We start from the raw sequence: 24123 nt of genomic DNA on the forward strand, positions 1-24123 counted from the left end.
TATGCTACCTTTGGAAACACACCTAATAATTGATCCTATACCCTTGAGAAGACGCTTTTTTCTACTTGTTGTTGTATTGTTGTCCTTTGCCATTCATGCGCAAGGACAAAGGACTAAATTCCGAAAAGCGATAGACTCCCTGTTTATAGACCACAATCCTGAGAATTATTCCCTTAGGCTGTTTTCAAACTATAAGGTGAAGCGCTTTAAGATTTCCAATGAAGATTTTAAGACCAGATATGTCCCGAAGAACCGATTTGGCGTAGGGGTAGGTGTCGCCAATAGCAAGGTGTTGTTGGATTTGGCTATTAATATTAAAAATGGTCAGGAAGAAGTTACCAAACGCTTTGATGCACAGGGGACCATTATATTTAAAAAACGCAATTATCTGAACGCCTATTTGCAGATTTATAATGGTTTTAATGTGAAAAACGACTTTGGTGAGCCCAATGAGTTCCGGTTTGATATTAAGTCCAGGACACTTGGCTTCAATCACCTATACACCTTCTCGGATGTGGAATTTTCATATTCTCTGTTGAAGGCAGGATTGCCAACCAAAAACAAGGATGTTTATATTACTGGAGGTATTGGTTCCTTTGTGATGTTTGATTATTTTGATTCGGACACTTCCATTTTTCCTGAGAATGTAGCCTTATACTACGACGATGTCTACAATATTAAACGGTATAGTGGACGTGCTTTGGGATTATTGACCGGTGTAATGAGTGCCTTTGTACTTCCTAAGAATATTATAGCTACCTGTAACCTGATGCCGGGTATTGCCATCATTGATAATAGGGTGACCTTGGAAGACGGTAGCCGTCGTGGTTCTACACCAATGTTGTATAAATTGGATGCCAGTTTTGCTTTGAGCTATAGTGTGAAACGCTATTATATCAACTTGATGTATGAAACGGGCATGTATGCCAATTCCCTGAACTTTGGGCACAATTATCGTTTCAACCTTTCTATGGCGAAATTGTCTTTTGGGTATAAGTTGAATATGTAGCGCTTTTTTAGGTGCTTTGGCTTGAGGGGATTAAGGGTTTCAGTAAAGTATGGAAGTCTCAAAAGTAGAAAAAAGCATCTTAAACCCCTACTCGTGTGGCTTGCCAGACTGCCGCAAATAAAATAACTTGCCGACTCTTAACACCAAAATCCAAACCCTATTAGGGATTAAATCTATGAGCACAACCAATAATAAAAAGGTATTTGTATCAGGATGTTTCGATATGCTGCATAGTGGGCATATTGCATTTTTTAAGGAAGCCGCTTCTTTTGGCGATTTGTATGTTGGTATTGGTTCCGATAGTACCATAAGGGAACTAAAGGGACGTCATACGATCAATTCGGAGCAGGAGCGCCTGTATATGATCAATGCCGTGAAATATGTGAAGGAAGCCTTTGTAAACTCAGGGTCTGGGATGATGGATTTTGAAACCGACCTAAGGCAGTTGCAACCTGATTTTTTTGTGGTGAATGAAGATGGGTATTCCCCAGCCAAGGAAGAACTGTGCAATGAGCTCAATATCGAGCTTCACGTATTGCGCCGTACACCAGATGCTGGTTTGCCGGAACGTTCTACTACAGCAATTCGCACCAATGGGCACTGTTCCCTTCCGTACCGAATCGATTTGGCGGGTACTTGGATAGATCAGCCTTATGTGTCCAAATATCATCCAGGTTGGGCCTTGACCGTGTCTTTGGAACCTATTGTGGAATATAATGAGCGTTGCGGAATGTCTACCTCCACACGTAATGCTGCCAAAAAGATATGGCCTTACTATTTGCCCTTGGAGAAACCCGAAAAGTTGGCGGAAATTCTGTTTAAGTTTGAAAATACACCGGGATCTACCCTTATTTCAGGAGCCCAAGATGCCATAGGAATCTGTATGCCCGGTTTGGTAAGACATTATTATGATAACGCTTATTGGCCCCTAAAGTTTGAATCCATTCATGATGAAGCAACCTTGTCTTGGTTGGAGGCTCATATTAGTATGGTATTGCTTTGGCCGCGGGAAAAGGACTTGGATTTACTAAATGAGACCTACATAGACGAAACCCATGTAAAGGCTCTTGCCCAGGCTGCCGATGAAGTTTGGGAGGCTATCAAACAACGCGACCTGAAGGCCTTTGCCGAAGGCTTCTTAAAATCATTTAATGCGCAAACCACCATGTTCCCAGCCATGGTAAACGAACGAGTGAACAAAGAAATTGCCAAATACAAAGACAAAGCCCTTGCTTGGAAGCTTGCCGGTGCTGGCGGTGGTGGTTACCTGATTTTGGTGTCTGAAACTCCTATAGAAGATACCATGCGTATTAATATTAGAAGAAAGGCGTCGTTGTAATACGGATTGTTAATTATGCTCCTTTGTTGGTTAAAATCCCCCTTATTCCCACTCCAAAGGGGGAATTCTAGAGGTAGGTAGGATATATTCTTGAATTGTATGATTACCTTTCGTATACTAGGGTTGTGTTACCTGTTACTGTATAGTTTTCGGAACTTGAAGGTGAATCATCGGTTTTAAGAACAAGTTTGTTGGTCGTTAACTCAAGGATTTCAGTTGTTTGTTCATAAGAACCAGGCCCAAAAGGATCATTGTCGTATACTCTAGTAATTAAATTTCCATCAACAATACTCCATTCACCAATGTGAAATCCTTCTTGTTGTGTTTCGTTGGAATTCACCATATACGTATAGTTGCTACTCTCGTTGTCACTAGTTGTTTCCGTCATGTTTACAGTATAGTTTCCATTTGTATTAATGTATTTTGGATTATCAGTAAATTCAATGGTGTAGTTATAGTCACTGCCTGCTGAGGTAATGGTAGTGCCCGTTTGGGCAATACTATTTGATGAGCTATGCTGTATTAGGTACCAAGTGCCAAGTATGTCTACTTCAATGTTGTTGGAAATTGGGATAGAATCTTCAGCGCTATCTGAACTACATGATGTGAAAAGAATAATTGTACATATTAAGTAAAATGATTTTGAGATAGTTTGGTTAAGTCCTGATTTTGGAATATTCATGCTTTCTTGGTTTTATGTGACTAATGAAAATGTTAAAAAGGAAAGTAAGCAGTTATTCCTTTAGTAAAGTGATTACTTCTTTTTGGCCACTTCTGTTCATAGTGAATCTTAAGGTGTCTGTAGTAAGGGTATTTATTTCAACACCTATATCCATCTTGCCTTCAGGAGTGCAGATTAATTTGTCTCCAGATAATATGAAATGTCCCTTTTCTTCCAGGTTACCAATTTTGGAGCTGTAGGTCTTGTTTGGCGAAAACATAAAATAGACATTGTTGCTGCATTGGTTGTCTTCACTGGATTCTATGGTCCAACTGAGGCAATTCCATTTACCGTTGAGTAATTCATATTTTTCAGAGTTGCAGTTGAATAAGCTAAGCGCTAAAGGGAGCACAAGTAGTTTTTTCATAGGGAAGGTTTTGGTTTGGTTAAGGGTTGCTTTATGTTGTTTATTTGAATTTATAGACAATGACCTAATGGCGAGTGTCGAAAAGAGGCTCAATACCTATTCAGTTCTTGTGTATATAAAACTATAGGTAATTACATTGCCATTTCCATCCTCATCCGTGTCTTCTAACGTTAAGGTATTATTGTTTTCAGAAAACAATACTGTTTCAGAAAAAGAGTAGCCATTTTGGGTGAACTGATATGTACCATCATTTAATTGTTGCCAAGTCATGTTTACCGTGTCAACTACAACGCAGTCTCCGGTATTGTTTGTGTCATAATAGGCATCTGTTCTATTTCCAGATTGGGTAAAAACTATGGTTGAAGGGCTGCAGTCGTTCGCTGTATATTGAACATCATTTTCAAACTGTGTTACATATTGCCATGTTCCGATAAGTGGGTCTACAGAGGAGTTGCTGTCTTGGCTGTCATCGCTGCTACAGGCGGTTATTAATACTAAATTTAGGATTATGGTTAAGTTTTTAAATAGGTTGGTCATTTTGTGAATAGTTAAGTTAGGTAGAGGTATTGATTATATTTAATTCGATAATATTGATTTCTGAAATTATAGGGGTAAACTTACAAAAATTATAATAAGTTATGGGCCTAAATTGCAATTTCCAAAGAGTTTATGAAGTATGTAAAAGCTGCTCTAAGGGATTTTTAGACTAAGAATGCTTTTTCAGAAAAAACGGGGTGCAAGTGCAGGCGGAGAGCTTACTTTAGCAAAATAGGAGTTATGGAATAGCCAAGGTTTTGCAGTTGTACAATAAGGCTGCATTGGTACATTAAGTGGCTTAGTCCAACGGCAATAAAACAATTGTTGGTTTCCAAAAGTGGGGTAATGCTTGCAAGCCATGCCTCGTTTCTGTTTGTAAGGATTAAACTGTTTTGGCAGGGTATATCATAGTGGTAATCTATGTCCATTTGGCGATACCAATCGGTTTCTTGGCAGTTGTTAGGGTTTTGGGTTTTTAGCATGTTAATAATGTTGGCCAATCGTTTTTTATGTACTTTTTTAGGCATGCCTTCTACATCTTTGTTGATGAGGGCAATTTGTGCCTCGGTAGTTTCCAATCCTATCAGTTTTAGCTGGAGGTCTTCTGCTATAGAGCCTATATAATCGTCTAAGGACAGGTGCGTGTCTGTACCGTCCTTGTTTAGGCATACTTGTTCTTTAAAATGCCTGTTCAGGAATACATATAGTTCTGTAGGCGTCATTTTGTGGTAGTTCGTGGGGCTGTTGGCAAAAAGGGTATTTACAAAGTCTAGGTGGTCTTTGTTTAAATAGGATTTCCATGAGGTTGTGCTGCTGCGTGCATTAATGATGTCCTGTGCTTCGTGTCCTGGGAGGTTAAGGTTTTCCTTTATTAATACATTGCAGGAAGCTAAGGCTTTATTAGCTGGAGTTAAGGTGTCAAAAAATGATTTTCCGAAGGCATGGTGGGTACCAAACAGATAGGATATCTGTTGACTCTTGGGATGGGTGACTTTAAAAAGGATGGTGCCGGTAGTCATGTCTGCTCCCTTAGGGCTTGCTTGCCCCATAATACTCCAAGGTAATAGGATTATGCAAATAAAAAGCTGAATGAAGAAGGAGTGTTTCATGCAGTAAACCAAGTTGTTTTTAAGAAATGTGTTGTGTTGATTGCTGTGACTGACTTCTAAGATAGATAAATATATGTTAGGAACCGGTATTTTGAATGGAGTCTATGGTAGTAATGTAGGTTCATTTGTTTTTAAAAGGACACCCCCTTAGTTCCCCTTTAAAGGGGAATGTGTTTGCTCACAGGATATTCCCTTAGCTTTTGCTTTCTGTTGGTTTATTTTTATAAGGTAGTTCAGAAATTTTAAGCTTCATGGAGTTGTCCTTTTGCTTGATTTTGAGTCTTACCTTTTCGCCTGCTTTCAAGCCCCAGCTTTCCTGTAAATCGGTGTTGATTTTAATGAAGGTTACACTGGTGTCGGTAGTGTTTTTGGCCAGTTCCTCTTCCATCCACAAAACGGCATCCTCGTAGCCACGTTTGCCTCCCATAAATTTGGCCCAATAGCTCACGATATAGTAATCGGTATTTTCAAATTGTTCCCTTTGTACGGGTTGGTTGTTTATATCATAGGTTTGTGCCAATACCGCATCAAGGGTGAGGTTTTTATCCTCGCAGGGGGTGAAAGTTGTGGAATTTGTATTTAAAAATTCCATGAATTGTTGGCCCCCACAAGTGGATTGTCCGTTGTAACACAATAGCTCGCCTTTGGAATTGAAAATTTGATAACCAGAGGAGAGCCCTTTGAACATACTTTTAAGAATGGCTGTAGTATCTGCCACAAGGATTAAAGAGTTGGTAGTTGGGTACTCGTGTTTCTGCTGAAAGGCTTTTATGGTTTCGGTATTTTCAACCTTTGGGTTCTTAATAAGGAGGTTTACCAAAGCAGTTTTACAGGAGAACAAACAAGTGCAAAGGGCAATAAGTACAAACGATTTTTTCATTGAGGTTGGTGTTTTAAGTGATGGACACTAATATATGTAATTTTCTTACAAATAAAATGATCTTGGAAATGAGGGTGTTGCCGTGTTTAGGCTTTCTGCCGCTTTGTGATTTTATAGCTTGTGTTGAAATCCCCCTTGGTCCCCCTTCAAAGGGGGGATTTTAATGTGCCCTATAGTGCCTATAGGGTTGTCTATTCCATTGAGGTATAAATAGATGTTATAGGTTGCTTGTCTTCTCCAGTCCTCTATAATACCAAGCATACGCCCCAATCACGATAAAGCAAATTAAAGGGAGAAGGTAGGAATAGGCGGTTCCAAACACATCTAGAAGTCCACCTTGTACGGGAGTCAGCACTGCGCCACCCAAAATGGCCATGATAAGGCCAGAGGAGCCTACCTTGGTTTCGTTCTCGTCCAATCCTTCGCAACCCATCCCGAAAATAGTAGGGAACATTAAGCTCATAAAGGCCGATATGCCAATAAGCGAGGCCACACCCACAAGGCCACCAATAACGATGACGTTCAAGGTAAGGATGGTCGCGATAATTGCCGATACCAATAAGAGGCTTTCCGGACGGAAACGTTGCATAAGAGCGGTAAAGATCCAACGGAACACCCCAAAGAGGATGAGGGCCAAAGTATGGTACTGCAATGCCATTTCCTGTGTGGTGGCCAGTTCTTCAGGAATGTAAAAGTTGGTATAGGTCCACACCGAAATTTGTGCACCCACATAGAAAAATTGTGCAATCACGGCAAAACGATAGTTCTTTTGTTTAAAGAGTTTTATAAAAGTCTGCCTCATGCGCACTTTTTGGTTGGGGCTGGCCTCTTTCGGCATCTTGGTAGCGGCAATTAAAATCCATACCAATACCAATACGCCTGCCACCGAGAGGTAGGGGAAAATAACAATGTTAAGTGTTTCCTGAATTTGTGAGGCTTCTATGGAAATATTGCCTTCGGCATCCAAAGGCATTTTAGCCATAATCATGATTTGGCACATCAGAACTCCAATTACCGAGCCCACAGGGTTGAAGGATTGGGCAAGGTTCAAGCGCTTGGTGGCGGTGTCTTTTGGTCCTAGGCTAAGCATGTAGGGGTTAGCATTGGTCTCCAAAATACCAAGGCCACAGGCTAAAATGTAATAGGACAGGCAAAAGAACACAAACTCCTGAAACAGAGTTGAGGGGTACAATAAAAAGCAGCCCACTACATATAGCCCCAAACCTACCAATACACCAGTTTTATAGGAATATTTGCGAGAGATAAGTGCACCTGGTATGGCCATGCAGAAATACCCAAAGTAGAAGGTAAACTGAATGAGGGAGGCTTGGAAGGTGCTGAGGTTTCCAAACACCGCCTTAAAAACTTTAACTAGGGGATCCGTTAAATTGTTGGCAATACCCCAGCCCATAAAGCAAAGGGATAATAAAATAAAGGGTAATACATATTTAGGCGCAACAACAGTTGCTTTGGTGGTATTATTCATGTGAGTTAACAATCGGTAAGTTTAAAAATTGGGGTCATTTCAAGCCATTTCTCTTCGCCGTCGGTGAGGCGCTGTTGGTAGGCGTCCATAAGGAGTTCCCATTCGCGTTGTTCTGGCATTTGGGCAAGTTTCGCCATTTGAGCGTCCCAATTGAAGTCGTCGGGCACCGTTACGACCATGCACATACGGGTGTTCCATCGGAAAATTTGCATGTTCTCTATGCCAATACTGCGTAGGCCAGCAACAATTTCGGGTTTGATGTTTTCTGGGGTATGCCAACGTTCGTATTCGGCAATGAGCTTTGGATCAGGTTTTAAATCCAAGGTAAAACAATAGGTCATGGATGGCGTTACTATTTTGGTCCGTAGTGCTTGTGTGGATAAAGATAGTATAAATTCAATGTTTCCGTAAAAAAAAGGGCATGGCAACGACTATATATGGACTGCAAAAAAGGAAAGCTTTTTTATAAGAATTTCTTTAGTAGGCGGGAGATAGGGGTAAGTCGTAAAAACAGATGTGAGAAATTATCTATTTAAACCTATATTTGTAGCGCACCATAACTAAATAATAACAGATCAGACTACGCAAGCCAATGAAATTGTGTTTTAAACGCCTTTATACCATCACCTTTGCCCTAGGGCTTTTGTGGAGTGTTATTGGGGCGACTGCTCTGTATGCTCAACAGGATGACCTACAGCTTAAGGCTAATGAGTTGGTGTATTCCAATCCGGAAGAAGCTATTAAAATAGCAGAAGTTATTATAAAAGGTCATGAGGATGAGGATGGGATCCAGGCAGAGATGGGATTGCTGTTGGCTAAATGTTATTGGGTAAAGGGCGATTATAAACAAGCTGCAGAATGGTTGTTTAAGGCCAGTGAACAAGTGCCGGAACAAGACTTTAGCAATAGGGCGGCCATTGGTGTTTTTAAAATTAAATTACTACGCGAACTACAGTTGAATGGTGCGGTAGCGACCTATGGAAAGGATATTCCAAACTGGATAAATAGAGTAAGCTCGAAAACTACAAGGGATTCTCTGCAATTTAGACTGGAATTGGATAAAGTGGCCACAACCTTGAAAGAGGATAAAGCCAAAGCTGTTGTACTCTTAAATCAAATTGCTCAGGATTATCAAACCGTATTAAATACTTCCTCAGAAGATAAAATCGCTTATCACTTAGTAAGATCCCAAGTACTAAAAGTAACTGCTAACTATAGTGAAGCTTTTCTGGAAGCTAAGCGTGCCTTGGATTTGATAGATACGTCGGGAAGTAATAATTTGTTCAATAAAGCCATGGCCTTTGAAGCGATGGGAAGTTTGTATCATTTACAGGGGGCTTACGCCAAAAGTGAGGAAACTTTATTTATTGCTCAAAAGTTTGCGGAAGTTTTGGACAATAGTTCTGTGTTGAAGGATATCAGCAAGGAATTGGCTTTAAACTATCTGTCCTGGGGACAAAACAGTCAGCATAAAGTTTATAATTATGAGTTTTTGTTGCTCAATAAGGAGGTAGAGAATAAAGAGCGCGATGCAGTAAATGCCTTATATAACCTTATAGGGAAAGAGAACCAAGCTGCAATTTTGGCGGCTCAGGAAAGGTATACTGAATATATCTATATGGCCGTGGGCGTATTTTTGTTGGTGGTAGGGATAGGTGTGTTGGTACTGCTAAGGAGCTTTTATAAAAGAAGGCGCTTAGGGGAAATTATTCGGTATTTGGAGATTAACCGCACCAATTTGGCAAAGATTAAACCAGCAAAACGCAAAACAGCTAAAAAGTTGGTGATTCCGGAGGAAACGGAAAAGGCACTGTTGTCCAAATTAAAGAAATTTCAGAATACTCGTAAATTTTTGAGTAAAGATATGTCTATTGCAGTATTGGCTGGGCAATTTGAAACCAATACCAAGTACTTGTCCGAAATTATCAATAAACATTATAACGATAACTTCAATACGTTTATCAATAAGCTTCGAATCAATTATATCATAGAAAAGTTGAAAGACGATCCTAACTATATCAACTATAAGATCAGTGTCTTGGCAGATGAGTGTGGATTTTCGTCGCATAGCAGTTTTGCTACGGTATTCAAAAGTATTGTAGGCATGCCGCCGGCAACCTATATTAATTTGTTGCGGGAAGAGCGAAGCGAAGAATTAAGCAACAGTTAGCATATGGATTTCAGGAAATGGCTTTTTGGTTTTTGTGTGGTGGTGCTCTTTTGGGGCTTGCAGGGATATGCGCAAAATTCTTTAAGTGATAAGGACCTGGAAGATTTGATTAAGATAAAAACCAATCAAATTTATGAGGATCCGGAGAGCTGTATCCAGTTTGGTATTGAGGTATATGAGGATGAGAGCGTGGAGATGGACATTCGAGTGAAGGCTTTGTCACTGGTATCGCTGGCATATTCTTCCAAACGTGACTACCAAAAGGCACTTGAGTATATTTCCTTGGCAAACGAGCTTGTGGAACAGGTTGATAATCCATTGTTGGCCATAGAGATTTTGTCAAAAACGGGCATCCTTTATCAGCAAATGAATATTTATGACAAGTCTATAGAATTTTTGGATAAAACCGAAAAGGCTTGTTTGGCCTATCCGGTTCGGGATTCTGTGCGGACCTTTTTGGCCAATACCTATATCGTAAAAGGCTTTATATATCGAGGTAACCTTAGTTGTGATATAGCCTTGAACTTTTTTGATAAGGGGATAAAGGAGTATGAAGCGAAAGGCTTGTTTTATGAAACCAATGTAAGCATAGCCTATTACAATAAAGGGAGTTGTTATTTGGAACTTTCCAGAAATGAAGAGGCTAAAGAGAGTTACCGTAGGTCTATCTATTTGGCAGAGAAAAAGGGGGCCAAAAGTTTGGTGTCCTTTGCTCAAAAGGGATTGGCAGAAGTATATACCAGTGAAGGGCGGCACCAAGAAGCTATCAATTTATTGGAGAATGCCTTAAACCAATCCAAGGATGTTGGGGACTTAGTCTTGAATCAAGGAATTTATCAGGGGCTTTTCGAAAATTATTTGGCCTTGGATGACTGGGAGCAATATCAGATTTATTACAATCATTTTTTGGAAATCAAAAATGAGATCCAACAATCCGAGAGAAATTCCATAAGTGATTCCATAGAAGAAAATGACGTGCTCAAGGAGCAGCAAATTGCAAATTTGCAAGAGCGTTTTTCTTTCAATGTAAAAGTTATTTTCGTTGCGGCTATAATTCTAATTGTAGTTATTGTCTTACTTCAAATCAAAGCGCAAAAGCATATTAGAGACCTCAAAAAGCAGGTTGAGAAACTTCAAAAGCGTAAATCTTAACAATCCCTTAAAATCAAAGGGTTTTTAGTGTAATCTCTTGTTTTACAGGTGTTTTAAATAGGGTTTTGTCTTTCGAATTTCGGTAATTATTAAAGCCTATACCTATATATATGTTATCTTTATGTATAGTTTTAGAGCTGAAATACTAACTGAAATTGCAAACGATGAAAAACAAGTTACAAGCAACTGTAGCAAAAACTGCCCTCTTTTTGCGAAGAGATTTTCATGTGGATGTTAACTCATTCACTGGAATGGACCTCTTAAAAGGGAAGTTAAAACTTCTATTGACGATAGGAGTCTTTTTCCTTTTATCAACCAAAGGATTTTCACAATTGGCTAACGAATCATTCGACAGTGGTGTGCCGGCAACATGGACACTTCTTGACAATGAGGTAGGAGCTGCTCAATGGGGAGCAACTACCGATGGGTATTTAGGTACCAACGCCGTATCTGTAAATCCTAGTGCGGATAATATTGGTGATACTAACACCGCCGAATATTTCTTGGTAACGCCTCAGTTTACTGTTCCTGCGAACGGTGAATTACATTTCTATACGAAACAGGCAACTGATGTAGATAATGGAGCTACTTACGAAATTAGAGTGTCTACGGCAGCACAGCCTGATATTTTTGGGTTCAACGTAACCTTGGAAACCTATTCAGAGAGTGATTTAGGGACAGAGTATGAGCAACAGATTGTAGACTTGTCTAGTATAGCAGGTGTTGATGTATATGTAGCTTTTGTGGCTGTGAATACACAAAACGGTGCTGCGCCAACAGGTGATGAGTGGTTTATTGATGATGCCGAAGTGTTGGAAGGTTGTGCTGATATTGCTACAGCCGATATTGATATCTCCGATTTGACTACTGAAGGAGGTCTAGTGACCTGGACACATCCATCGGCTACCAATTTCAATTTAGATGTAGTACCTGCAGGGGCTTTACCTGATGATATTACCACTGCTGTAGATGGTACTTCTTATACCATTACAGGTTTGGAAGGAGGTATGTCTTACGATGTATATGTACAAGCAGTGTGTGATAATGGTACGGTAAGTGCTTGGACAGGTCCTGTAAACTTTACTACTAACGAGTTGGGATTATCTTGTGATGAGGCTATTGTAATTTCAGATTTGTCAGAGCCTTTTATACTTGAAGACAACTTGAGCAACTACAGTAACCCTGATATTGTTTACGATACAGCGGGGGCGAACTGTATTTCAGGCGTGCCTTCTACATGGAATATGTTGAATGGAGATAAAATATTTTTATCCTATACACCAGAAGAAGATGGTTTGGTAAACTTTTATCAAAGTACAGCAACGGGCGCCAGTGCTGGTGAAAACTGTTGGAATGCGTATTCAACAGTATTAATATATGAGAGTTGTGAGGATGTTGGAGTGACTTGCTTGGACGGAATCAATACTACAACCAGTAATATGAACGCATCTTTGGAAGGCTTTTTGGCAGAAGCAGGTAATACCTATATCATTGTCATTTCTTCTAACCTTACAATGAATGCCGGAATCTGTTTTACTTTTGAAATGCAAGGCTCTTCTTGTGCGCCTCCAACCGGAATTGATTATAGTGATTTAACGGCTACTAGTGTGTCCATGTCTTGGGAAAACGTTGGTGGTTTTGCCGATTCTTGGGAGTATGCAGTGGTGCCAACTGGAGATCCAGCACCTACAACAGGTATCGTGGCGACGTCTTCTTTAACAGACAACCTTATCGATACAGGTCTGGTAGCAGGAACTACTTATGATTTTTATGTAAGATCTATTTGTGGTGGTACTACAGGTGCGTGGGCTAATCCTTACACCTTTACTACACAATGTGAAACGTTTCCTGTTCCATTTTATGAGGACTTTACCGGAGTTAACTCAAGTACTCCAGAGCCATGTTGGTATAGTATTAATGTAAATGAAGATCAGTTTCAATGGGGGTACCTTACAGGATATCCTACCCTTCCAACTTTGGATACTCCTGGAAATAATAACGATATTTATTCATCTCCAAGATTGAATTTTACCGATCAACCAAAACGTTTGGTTTATAAGCATAGAGCTACCAATGGAACTTCTACGTACTCTATTAAATTATCGACTACAGGTATTGGAGCAGAGAATTTTACAACGGAAGTGTTACCAGAAACCGTGATTACCAATGGTGCATGGGAAGAGGTTACCGTAGAACTTCCAATAGTATCAGGCGAAGTAAATATTGCTTGGGTAGTAACGCCTAACCCAGAAGAAAATGCAACGCGTTTATCGATTGATGATATTTTAATAGAAAATATACCTACGTGTCCACAGCCTTCAGATTTGGCCACAGGAACTATTCAAACAACGACTGCGGAATTGACTTGGACTGCAGGTAGTGACGAAACAGAATGGGAAGTAATGGTACAAGCACCAGGAGCTGGTGTACCAACAGAGCCGGGAGATTTTTCTCAGCCAGGCGTGGTGACAGACCAAAACCCATATACCGCAGAAGGCTTAAACCATGCTACGCATTACGAATACTACATAAGAGCTATTTGTGGAGAAGGTGACTATAGCGAGTGGGTAGGGCCTTTTGAATTTACAACCCTATGTGAAAGTTTTGATGTACCATACTTCGAATCCTTTAATGATGAGGATCCTGAAAGCTACAAGTTCTGTTGGTCAGTAAACAATGCCAATGGTGATAATGTACAGTGGACTACTTTGCCAGATATGGCAGCTGTGCAAACATCTATATTTGCACCTCCAACAGGTTTTGACGATTGGTTTATTTCTCCAGCTATTAACGTGAATGGAGGATTGAATAAATTAGAATTTGACTATAAAGTATTGTTCAGTGCTTTATTCCCTGCCAATAGATTTGGAATGGAAGTTTTGATTTCTACAACAGATACCGATCCTTCAAGTTTTACCGTATTGGATCCGTTGTTTGAAATTACCAATTCTAATTTTGAAACCAAAACATTGTATTTTGAAGCGGACGCAGGAACTATTTATGTAGCCTTTAGAGTACCGCCAGAATTTGATGTTGAGGATGGGTTCTCTCATTTACATTTGGATAATGTAAGCATTGAAGGTGCTGATGACTGTCAAACACCAACGGGTCTTTTTGTGTCTGGTGTAACTGGAAGTTCTGCAAACATTAACTGGAGTGCAGGATACGACGAAACGGCTTGGAATGTTGCCGTGCAGCCTGCAGGTGTTGGATTGCCAACAAATACTACTGCTACTGTTGACGAAACTACCTTTACTGCTTCTGGATTAGAACCAGGAACAGAATATGAAGTATATGTACAAGCCTCTTGTGGCGATTCAAGTAGTGGATGGGTTGGACCTGTAAGTTTTGTTACTGCTTGTAATGCTTTCGATACACCGTTTATAGAAACTTTTGATTCCGATTCCGAAACTGAGGTATGCTGGAGCATTCCAACAGGGGGATGGGAATTGGATAACGTTAATTCCACTTACGAAGGAGATCAATCTGCAGCTGTTTTTACACCGCAAAGTATTAACGACTTTTTGATTACGCCAACTATTAATGTGCAGCCAAACCAAAGATTGCGTTTCTTCTACAGAGCAGCGTACAATGCTGGCTACCCTGATCATTTTAAAGTGTTCATGTCTACTTCAGGGAATGATCCGGCTTCAATGAATATAGAATTGTATGATTCTGCAACAGATGGTCCAGTAAACAATACCAGTTACATTGAAAAAATTATCAATATTCCTTTATCAGGAGAATTGAATTTTGGATTCCAAATAGCGAGTTCAGGACAGATCTTGATTATTGATAATGTGATTGTTGAAGATATTCCTAGTTGTCCTGAACCAACAAATGTGGTTTTAAGTTCGATTACCGATGAAGGTTTTACAGCAATCTGGGATAGTAATGGAAGTGAGGATTCTTGGGAAATCGCTGTCATTCCTTTTGAAGAGGATGCGCCTGTAGGGGATGTAGACCCTGCGTATTCTTACATCGCAGATACTAACCCGTTTACTGTGACAGGCTTAACAGAGGCCAGTAAATATAATGTGTACGTTCGCGCCATTTGTAGTGATACAGAGAAGAGTGAATGGTCAGGGCCGACCGAGTTAAACACGAGATGTGATTTTGATAATTTGTGTGAATACACCATTACCTTAATTGATGAAAACTACCCTACGTTCCCTGCCGTGGATGTATATCAAAATGGATATTTGGTACAAACCTTGGTTTTCTACAATGGAGATGACACGTTCCCTGAGTATACTTTATTTTTATGTACAGGCGTAGAATTTGAATTGTATATGAATACGGGAGGATGGAATCCTGATCAATATGCCAACTGGGAAGTGATTTTGGAAGATTATCAAGGAGAAGAAGTGGCGCATATTACAGGGCTTCCACCACAGCAAACTTTCTATACGGGAATTGCTCAGTGTGGCGAGGTAAGCTGTCCACAGCCAACAGATCTAACAGCCAATGGTGCTGCAGGCTTCTCTTGGACTCCAGGGGGTGACGAAACCCAATGGGAAGTGGCGGTACAGCCTTTAGAGAATGGAACGCTTCCGCAATCTGGAACGGTTGTGGATACACCATCTTACGTGCCAACAGCTGATGATTTTGTATTTGACAATGCAGGTACTTACGAGTACTTTGTAAGAGCCATTTGTAGCGATGGGGAGACTAGTTATTGGTCAGGTCCGTATGATTTTGCGGTAGGAGACGATATCTCTACTGCTGTGAATCTTCCTATTAATGAAGGAGAGGATTGTGAAGAAGCTATTGTGGATGTAACCTTTAGAAATGCAACTTTATCACCTGAAGCTTTATCTTGTGGAGATGAAGTGGAATCTGATATCTGGTTTGAGTTTACAGCGACTTCTAGAGTACAGATGTTTATGATCGATGGGTTTGAAAATCCATTGCATGCTGGAACAGCAAACACGGTGGAGCCTTTCCCTCACATTACGATGACCTTGTACAAGGAATTAACAGATGGTTCCTTGGAAGAAATGGGTTGTACTTTTGATAATTTGTTTGTAGCTAGTTACTCTACCGAATTGGTAGTGGGTGATAACTATAAATTACGATTAAGTTTAACAACTCCTGAAGTAAGTACGAGAACGTTCAAATTATGTGCGACTACACCAAATGATTTATGTTCTATAAATGCACCTAATGGTGGTTTTGAAAATCCATCTGGTGTTGCGTTTTCAGGTTCTTATCAGAATAGTGTGGATCAAGCTGTGATTCCGGGATGGACACAGTCTGTGGTAATAGCCGAATCAAATTCTTCGTATTTGTTCTTCTGGGAAACGGTGAATAACTCATTTTTCCCAATATATGAAGGTGGACAGTCTGTAACATTAATTGGTCCAGATGGTTCTCAGCCAGATGATACTATTAAAGGGATCTATAGAGATTTTGATACGTCAGAGATTACGCAGATGTTCTACACCTTTGCACATTTACCACGTTCTACAGGAAATACCATTCAGTTATTTGCTGGGCCACCTGAAGGCCCGTATGTAAATATTCGTGAAGAAGCTGGAAATGTGGGGTCTTGGGCAAATTATTCAGGAGCTTATAATGTTCCGGAAGGTCAAACAACCACACGATTTATTTTTAGAAATAAATACTCAGGGTATGGAGTGATTTTGGATGCAACTAATTTCGTAGCAAACAATTCTATTAATACGTTTACTAATGACCAGTTGGATTGTACAAACAACAGTATCCAAATGAGTGCAGAGGGTACAGGGACATGGATTTCTGCAGAAGATAACCCTGGACCAGTATTGATCTCCGATGCCTCTTCAAGAGAAGTTACTGTTAGTGGATTTACAGTGCCTGGAACGTATACCTTTATTTGGCAAACACGTTACTGTGACGATATGGTAACTGTTGAATATGATGGTATCGAAGAGAGTCCAGTGGTTGAGTCGCCAATCATGTATTGTGTGGATGAAGTAGCTGAGCAATTAACAGCAACGATTGAGGGTGAATACACATTGTTGTGGTACACTGAGGCCGTTGGAGGCACAGGTTCTGAAATAGCGCCAACACCAGATACGTCGGTAGCAGGAACAACTTCCTATTATGTTGGGTATGTAGATGCCAATGGATGTGAAGGACCACGTTCCGAAATTGTAGTGGAAGTGAATGATGTTACAACGCCAACGACAGACTTTACTTATGAAGATGTATACTGTCCGGATAGTGGAACTGCTATGCCAGTATTGTCTGAAGAATTTACTTTAGGCGGATCGTTCAGTTCGCAAACAGGATTAGACATCAATACGGATACTGGTGAAATCAATGTAGCCACTAGTACACCTGGTGAGTACACCATTACATATGAAATTGTTGAAGATGCCGATATCTGTTTGTTAGGAGGAATGAGTACTTATACTGTTACCATCCTAGATAACTTGACTTCTGAAATTTCAGAGGACTGTGTTGATGCTAGCATTGTATTGACAGCAGCTCCAGTAGGTGATGCTTATAACCCAGACGAAGTAGAGTATGTTTGGACTGATGCTAGTGGAGAAGTGGTAGGAGAAAACTCCAGCACTTTCAATGTAACTGAATACGCAATGAACAATATCAATGCTACGGTACCAACACAGTTTATGGTAACGGTAACACTTGGAGGATGTAGTACCTCGGCGAGTTATACTGTTGAGAAATTCTCTTGTGGAGAGATTCCTAAAGGAATTTCACCTGATGGCAATGGTAAAAACGATACGTTTGATTTAACAGGTTTCCAAGTAGTGAAATTAAGCATCTTTAACCGTTACGGTACAGAAGTGTTTAACTTCAGCGGAAGCTATACCAACCAATGGGGTGGTCAAACCAATGATGGAGAAGAGTTGCCAACAGGAACTTATTTCTACAGTATCGAAACCCAAAATGGTACGAACGAAACAGGATGGGTTTATATAAACAGAGCAAAGTAATCCTAAATTAATATTAGCTGTCTGCCTAAAATTATGGCAGACAGCTTCCAATTATTAGCATAAACTACACAGATGAAAAAATTATATGTGACCTTGGTCTTTGCACTTCTCATGATGGTTAGTGGTAAAGCCCAGCAAGACCCGCAGTACACACAGTATATGTACAACATGAATGTGATTAACCCAGCTTATGCTGGTTCTAAGGACAATTTATCCATAGGCTTGTTGTACAGATCGCAATGGGTAGATATTGAAGGAGCGCCTAAAACAGCTACCTTCTCTATCCATAGTCCAGTAGGAGAGAAAGTAGGAATGGGATTGTCTGTTATCTCTGATAACATTGGACCGGTTGAGGAAAATAATGTCTATGCCGACTTCTCTTATACCTTGAATTTAGGAGGTGAGCACCGCTTAGCCTTTGGTATGAAAGCGGGAGCTACTTTTCAAAATATTGGATTGTTCAGCGATATCAACTCTTCTTTGGTTATTGGTGATGATGAAGCCTTTAATCAAAATACAAGTAATACCTATTTGAACATTGGTTCAGGATTCTTTTACTATACAGACAAGTATTATGTAGCGTTTTCTGTGCCAAACATGTTGAAAAGTACGCATTTGGATGTTACTAACAACGGGCAGGAATACACCTTTGGATCGGAAGAATTACACTATTTCTTAACAGGGGGATACGTATTTGACCTTTCAGAAAACACAAAGTTCAAACCGTCCTTTATGTTGAAATCGGCTTTCAATGCACCAACATCTTTGGATGTATCGGCCAATGTATTGTTCTTTGAGCGTTTCGAATTGGGAGCGTCCTACCGTTTGGATGATTCCTTTTCAGGATTGGCAAACTTTGCCATTACACCTAACCTAAGAGTAGGATATGCCTACGATGCCATCACTTCTGATTTAAGTGGGGGTACTTCAGGATCGCACGAGATTATGGTGTTATTCGACTTGAACTTTGCCAAAAAAGTATCTGTGTCACCAAGATTTTTCTAACCACAAAAAGCCAATAAAAATGAAAAAAATATACAGTCTTTTATGTTTGCTGATGTGTGTTGCAGCAAGCTACGGACAAAATGCCCACACCGAAAAGGCAGACGAACTATTTGAGAGCTACCAATATGTAGACGCCATTGATGCCTATTTAAAATTGGTAGACAACAATAAGGCCGATACCTATGTGTACAAGCAATTGGGAGATTGCTACTACAATGTCTTCAATACCGAAGAAGCGGCAAAATGGTATGCTAAGGCTACGCAAACCACGCAGGATGCAGAAACCTATTACCGTTATGCGCAAACTCTAAAGTCGCAAGGAAAATATGAGGAGGCCAACAAGCAAATGGATGTGTTCGCTAAAATGATGCCGGAAGACCAACGCGCTATTACCCACATGAAGAATCCAAATTATGTACCTAGCTTGGCAGATCAATCTAAGTTATTTGAAGTTGGTAATGTTGGTATTAACAACCAAGAGCAAGCTGATTTTGGGAGTGTGCTTTCTAATGATAACACCTTGTATTTTGTGAGTTCTAGAGGAACTAACAGAAAAGATAACTGGACTAACAGTCCTTATTTAGATATTTACCAATCTGTAAGAAATGATGATGGTACGTTATCTGAACCAGAGGAGTTAAAAAGTTTAAATACGCCTTTTCACGATGGTCCAATTACGTTAAGTACCGATGGGAATACCATGATTTTTGCTCGTGATGGACACAGTACCGGGAACTATAAAAAGATAAAGAAGCACAAGGTTAAAGTTGGACAACAAGGGCTTTATAGTGCCACCAAAGAAGATGGGAAATGGGGTAATATCCAAGCATTGCCATTTAACAGTACGGAGTATTCTGTGAGTCACCCAAGTTTAAGTGCCGATGGTAAAACATTGTATTTTGCCTCCAACATGCCTGGTGGTTTTGGAGATACCGATATCTGGAAAGTAAGTGTTAATGGAAATTCTTATGGGACTCCTGAAAACTTAGGAGCCAATGTTAATACGGCCGGAAAAGAAGGATTCCCTTTTATTAGTGAAGACCACATTTTGTATTTTGCTTCTACTGGAAAGCAAGGTTTGGGAGGTTTCGATATTTTTAAAGTGGACTTGAGCAAAAATGAAGATGCTATTAACCTGGGAAAGCCTGTAAATACTAAAAGCGATGATTTCTCTTTTAGTGTAAATACAAAATATAATATTGGGTATTTTTCATCCAATAGAAGCGGTGTAGACAATATTTATACAGCAATCCCTGTTTGTATTGCAGAGGCTGTAGCTTTGGTGAAAGACGCTAATTCTGGTTCTGTTTTGGCAAATGCCTCAGTATCAATTTTGGACAATCAAAGTAATGTCATTGCCACCAAAACTAATGAGGCAAATGGTACTGCCGCATTTGGTGTAGAGTGTGAAACAGCTTATTATTTTACGGTAGCAAGACAAGGGTACAAAACAGCAACTGTTGAAGTGGCTCCTAGCAAAGGAGGTACCACTAATGTAACAGTGGTATTGGAACCTGAGCATGAATTGATTACCGAAACAGAGGTGAAGTTGAACAATATCTATTTTGAATTTGATAAGAGCAATATCACCCAACAAGGCGCCTTTGAATTGGATAAGTTAGTGGCCATTATGAACGATTATCCAGAAATGGAAATCTTAGTGCGTTCACATACCGATACTAAAGGTAACCAGGAATATAACCAAAAACTATCAGAAAGACGTGCACAGGCCACTATGCAGTACTTGATTTCAAAGGGTATTGCCAAAGAGCGCCTTTCTGCTAAAGGAATGGGAAGTTCAGAACCTAAAATAGATTGTAAATCTAACTGTACTAAAGAAGAGGATGCACAAAATAGACGCTCAGAATTCTTGATCGTTAAAAAGTAACTCCAACCTATTTGGTATAATTTTGCCAGCCAGCCAAAAGCTTAAAAATAAACTGTAAATTTCTAATAGTCAATTTGTAATTTTTTCTGATTACAGGTTGACTATTGGAGTTTTGAATTATGTTATGAAGAAAGTTAGAATGAAGAAATTTTTAATGTTTGGCATTTTTGTAATGTTCTTGCTAAAAGTTCAAGGGCAGCAGTACCCTAGTGATTGTGCTAATGCTGTTATAGTATGTGGAAATGGAAACTTCAGTAGTAATGCAGAGGGAGCTGGTGAAATTGATGAGGTAGCCGCTTGCGGAAGTATTGAGCATAATACCATTTGGCTTAAAATTGATATCGTACAAGCCGGTAATCTGGGCTTTGATTTAATACCAGATGATGCCGATTTGGCGGTTGATTATGACTTTTGGGTCTATGATGCCAGCACGGGAAGCTGTGGAGACCTTTGGGGGAATGCGCTGCGTTGCAATACCATTAATCCTCTTGAAGCCGGGTTGCCTAGTAATAATACTGGAATTAACGGTAGTACTACAGCAGTGGCTCAAGGTCCTGGAGCAATGGGAGATTCTGCCTACGTGTATTGGTTGAATGTAAGTGTTGGTGATAGTTATTATATTGTTATTGATAGGCCATATGATGGCGGTGGTTTTGAAATTCAATGGACAGGATCAGCCATGGAGGGCGATGGTGCGTTTCCTGAAGCACCAGTGGCAAACGAAATTGACGATTTGATGACATGTAGTTCTAATGGGGCTACGGGGATCTTCAATTTAAATGCCGTAAAATCGGATATCAATGCCGACTTAACAAACAATACCATTGAGTTTTATGCCTCTTTGGCGGATGCTACAGACGGAATAGATCCGCTTCCCGGTATTTATACCAATACATCCAATCCTCAGCAAATTTATGCTAAAGTAGAAAATGTAGCCGGTTGTTATGATTTAGTGGAATTCAATTTACTTGTTAGCGAAATTCCTGAAGTGACCGTAGTAGCTGATAATACAGAAGTTTGTAATGGTGAAGACGTTACCTTTACCTTTACGGGTACCCCTGGAGCTACTGTTGGATATAGTATCAATGATGGGACTACCCAACAAATTTTATTGGATGATACTGGGGCCGCTACGTTAACACAAAGCTTTACAGAAGATACCGTTTTCGAAGTCAAGTATGCGAGAATTATTGACAGTGCTGGCGATGTCATTTGTTCGCAAACCTTAAGTGATATAATTGATATTACGGTAAATGGCAGTACAGCGCCTACGGTATCAAACAATTCCCCAATTTGTGAAGGGGACATAGGGGTGATTACGTTCAGTGGGGAGCCAAACGCTACCATAGACTATCATATTAACTCAGGAAGTACCATGACACTTACCTTGGATGCTTCAGGAAATTATACCTTGCAGTTTCCGGATTTATTGACAACTACAGAGGTTACCATAGAATCAGCTACAAGCGCTGTAGCGCCATTTTGTTCTTTAGATATTAATGCCGTGGAAACCTTAGTGGTTGAAACCATTTTGACTTTGGAAGAAGAATATGTTGTTGCTGAATGTGATACTGATGGCGACGGGCAATATACCTTTAATTTATTGGATTATGAATCGCAGTTCTTAGCAAATGCTACAGATCCTTCCAATTATCAGGTGGCTTACTACCCTTCTCAACAGGACGCTGTCGATGATACAAACGAAATAACAAATCCTAGTGCCTATACAACGTCTCCAAACCCACAAACAGTTTTGGGGATAAGAGTATCCACGGGAGGATCAAATTGTTCTAATACAGCCGTTTTGGTTTTGGAACTTACCGTATTGCCAGACCCTAGTACAACAGCATTGGATCCGATAGTGCTCTGTGATTTGCAGACGCCTAATGATAGTCAAGAGCCTTTTGATTTAACGCAATATGAAGCTACCATTGCCAATGGTATAGCGAATCTTAATTTTACTTATCATACCAGTCAAGCAGAAGCGGAGTCTGGAGCAAATCCAATTCCAGATCCAAGTAATTATGTGTCGGGAACAAGCACGGTGTATGTAAATGTCACCAGTGCCAATGCGGGTACCACAACTTGTTATGCCGTATTTAACTTCGATTTGGAAGTTCAGCCTGTTCCAACCGTTGCAAAGGATAGTATGACAGTATGTAGTGCAGATGGCAGTGGTTTTTATGCTTTTGATTTGCTTGCCGAAACGGACAATATTTTAGGAACTGGACAAAGTTCTTCAGACTATACAGTATCTTTCTTTGAAGATGCTGCTGCGACAAATGAAATTACAAGTAATCCTTATACCAATACAACTGCTTTTGATCAAACGATCTATGTGGTAATTGCTAGCAGTGCTTCCGGGTGTTCAGAGACCTTTCCATTTGAATTGAATGTAGAAGCAGCAGCTATTGCCAACATGCCGGAACCGATGACGGTTTGTGATTATGATGGTGAGAATGATGGCTATGCAGCTTTGGATTTGACAAGTTTGAATGCAGAAGTGTTGAATGGGCAAAGTCCTACCGATTTTTCGGTAAGCTATTACCTATCTCAATCAGATGCAGCTAATGGAACCAATGCCATTGCAGATCCTGCAGCCTATATAAATGGAACTGCTTACGGAGAAACCATTTATATTAGAGTGGTTAACAATAACATTCCAGATGAGTGTTTTGATACCACCTCTTTTGAATATACAGTGGCTCCGTTGTTGAATCCTGAAATTTATTCCCAAGATGGAGGTGATACTATTTGTGTGGATTATCAAACAGGAGAGGTGTTGAATGCTGTGACTTTGGTTAGTGATTTGCAAGATCCTAATTATGCGTACACGTGGTACTTGAATGGTGTGGCAATTGCTGGGGCCACTCAAGGAACCTATACCGTAAATACAGCATCTCCAGGATTGTATACGGTTTCTATAGAAGAAATTCAATCGGAGACCAATTGTACCTCTGAAATCAGTCAAGCTTTTGAAGTGTTCCAATCCAGTCAGGCAGTATTGGTAAGTGTGAACCAATCTGGAGCCTTTTCTGCAAATCCTAGCATTATTGTTGAAGTTGAGGGATACGGAGAGTATTGGTATCAGTTGGATGACGGGCCCATCGTAGATAACGGAGGTGTGTTTACCAATGTGAGTGGTGGCTTGCATACCGTATATGTGTATGACATGAAGACAGAGACTTCTTGTGGTGAGTTGGTAATTGAGAATATTAGAATTATCGATTATCCAAAAGTATTTACGCCTAATGGGGATGGACACAACGATTTCTGGAACATTTTTGCACTTCAGGATCACCGAGAGGCGGAAATATTGATTTTTGATCGTTACGGGAAAATATTGACTAAAATTAGACCTGCAGGAATGCCTTGGGATGGAAGTTTCAACGGGAAACCATTACCATCTACAGACTATTGGTTTGTGTTGACTTATGAGGAGCTTGGTGTTCCTAAGAAATTCCAAGCGCACTTCTCAATCAAGAGATAGATGAAATGGAGTATTGTCATTCA

The 24123-nt window shown here is 40.1% G+C and carries 15 protein-coding genes; 8 read left to right on the top strand and 7 right to left on the bottom strand.

Annotated elements, in window-relative coordinates; genetic code table 11:
• The first annotated feature begins 43 nt into the window (after positions 1-43).
• Both RBH95_RS01210 and RBH95_RS01215 read left to right on the top strand, forming a co-directional pair.
• Positions 44-1009 (top strand): DUF4421 family protein, encoded by a 966-nt coding sequence (locus RBH95_RS01210; protein ID WP_307900918.1) that lies wholly within the window; start codon positions 44-46, stop codon positions 1007-1009.
• Positions 1010-1184: 175 nt separating this feature from the next.
• Entirely contained in the window at positions 1185-2348 is a 1164-nt protein-coding gene (locus RBH95_RS01215) for an adenylyltransferase/cytidyltransferase family protein (protein ID WP_307900919.1), read from the top strand.
• 103 nt (positions 2349-2451) lie between these two features.
• On the opposite strand, the gene RBH95_RS01220 is transcribed toward RBH95_RS01215, so the two are convergent.
• The 7 genes from RBH95_RS01220 to RBH95_RS01250 form a co-directional block, all read right to left on the bottom strand.
• Complete coding sequence (locus RBH95_RS01220; protein ID WP_307900920.1) at positions 2452-3030, bottom strand: hypothetical protein; 579 nt, start codon at positions 3028-3030, stop codon at positions 2452-2454.
• A 52-nt stretch (positions 3031-3082) separates the two neighbouring features.
• Positions 3083-3436, bottom strand: coding sequence for a lipocalin family protein (locus tag RBH95_RS01225; protein WP_307900921.1), 354 nt, complete (start codon positions 3434-3436; stop codon positions 3083-3085).
• Positions 3437-3532: 96 nt separating this feature from the next.
• Positions 3533-3973, bottom strand: coding sequence for a lipocalin family protein (locus RBH95_RS01230; RefSeq protein ID WP_307900922.1), 441 nt, complete (start codon positions 3971-3973; stop codon positions 3533-3535).
• A gap of 218 nt (positions 3974-4191) precedes the next feature.
• A complete protein-coding gene (locus RBH95_RS01235; protein WP_307900923.1) occupies positions 4192-5022 on the bottom strand; it encodes a TraB/GumN family protein in 831 nt (276 codons plus the stop codon).
• 253 nt (positions 5023-5275) lie between these two features.
• Positions 5276-5962: a hypothetical protein gene (locus RBH95_RS01240; protein ID WP_307900924.1), complete on the bottom strand. Its 687-nt coding sequence runs from the start codon at positions 5960-5962 to the stop codon at positions 5276-5278.
• A 217-nt stretch (positions 5963-6179) separates the two neighbouring features.
• On the bottom strand, positions 6180-7448 hold the full coding sequence (gene fucP / locus RBH95_RS01245) for an L-fucose:H+ symporter permease (protein ID WP_307900925.1): 1269 nt from the start codon (positions 7446-7448) through the stop codon (positions 6180-6182).
• Between the two features lie 5 nt (positions 7449-7453).
• Positions 7454-7789, bottom strand: coding sequence for an L-rhamnose mutarotase (locus RBH95_RS01250; RefSeq protein ID WP_307900926.1), 336 nt, complete (start codon positions 7787-7789; stop codon positions 7454-7456).
• A 251-nt stretch (positions 7790-8040) separates the two neighbouring features.
• On the opposite strand from RBH95_RS01250, the gene RBH95_RS01255 reads away from it, so the two are divergent.
• From RBH95_RS01255 to RBH95_RS01280, 6 genes are all read left to right on the top strand, one after another.
• The gene (locus RBH95_RS01255) at positions 8041-9618 is read left to right on the top strand and encodes an AraC family transcriptional regulator (protein ID WP_307900927.1); all 1578 of its coding nucleotides are present in this window, start codon (positions 8041-8043) and stop codon (positions 9616-9618) included.
• Positions 9619-9621: 3 nt separating this feature from the next.
• Positions 9622-10770: a tetratricopeptide repeat protein gene (locus RBH95_RS01260; RefSeq protein ID WP_307900928.1), complete on the top strand. Its 1149-nt coding sequence runs from the start codon at positions 9622-9624 to the stop codon at positions 10768-10770.
• Between the two features lie 164 nt (positions 10771-10934).
• Positions 10935-17717, top strand: coding sequence for a choice-of-anchor J domain-containing protein (locus RBH95_RS01265; RefSeq protein ID WP_307900929.1), 6783 nt, complete (start codon positions 10935-10937; stop codon positions 17715-17717).
• A gap of 72 nt (positions 17718-17789) precedes the next feature.
• Positions 17790-18722 (top strand): type IX secretion system membrane protein PorP/SprF, encoded by a 933-nt coding sequence (locus RBH95_RS01270; RefSeq protein WP_307900930.1) that lies wholly within the window; start codon positions 17790-17792, stop codon positions 18720-18722.
• Between the two features lie 19 nt (positions 18723-18741).
• Positions 18742-20610, top strand: a complete 1869-nt coding sequence (locus RBH95_RS01275; protein WP_307900931.1) for an OmpA family protein — start codon at positions 18742-18744, stop codon at positions 20608-20610.
• 139 nt (positions 20611-20749) lie between these two features.
• A complete protein-coding gene (locus tag RBH95_RS01280) occupies positions 20750-24100 on the top strand; it encodes a T9SS type B sorting domain-containing protein (protein ID WP_307900932.1) in 3351 nt (1116 codons plus the stop codon).
• Positions 24101-24123: the final 23 nt, after the last annotated feature.

Source organism: Mangrovimonas sp. YM274 (assembly GCF_030908385.1).
Taxonomy (GTDB): Bacteria; Bacteroidota; Bacteroidia; order Flavobacteriales; family Flavobacteriaceae; genus Mangrovimonas_A.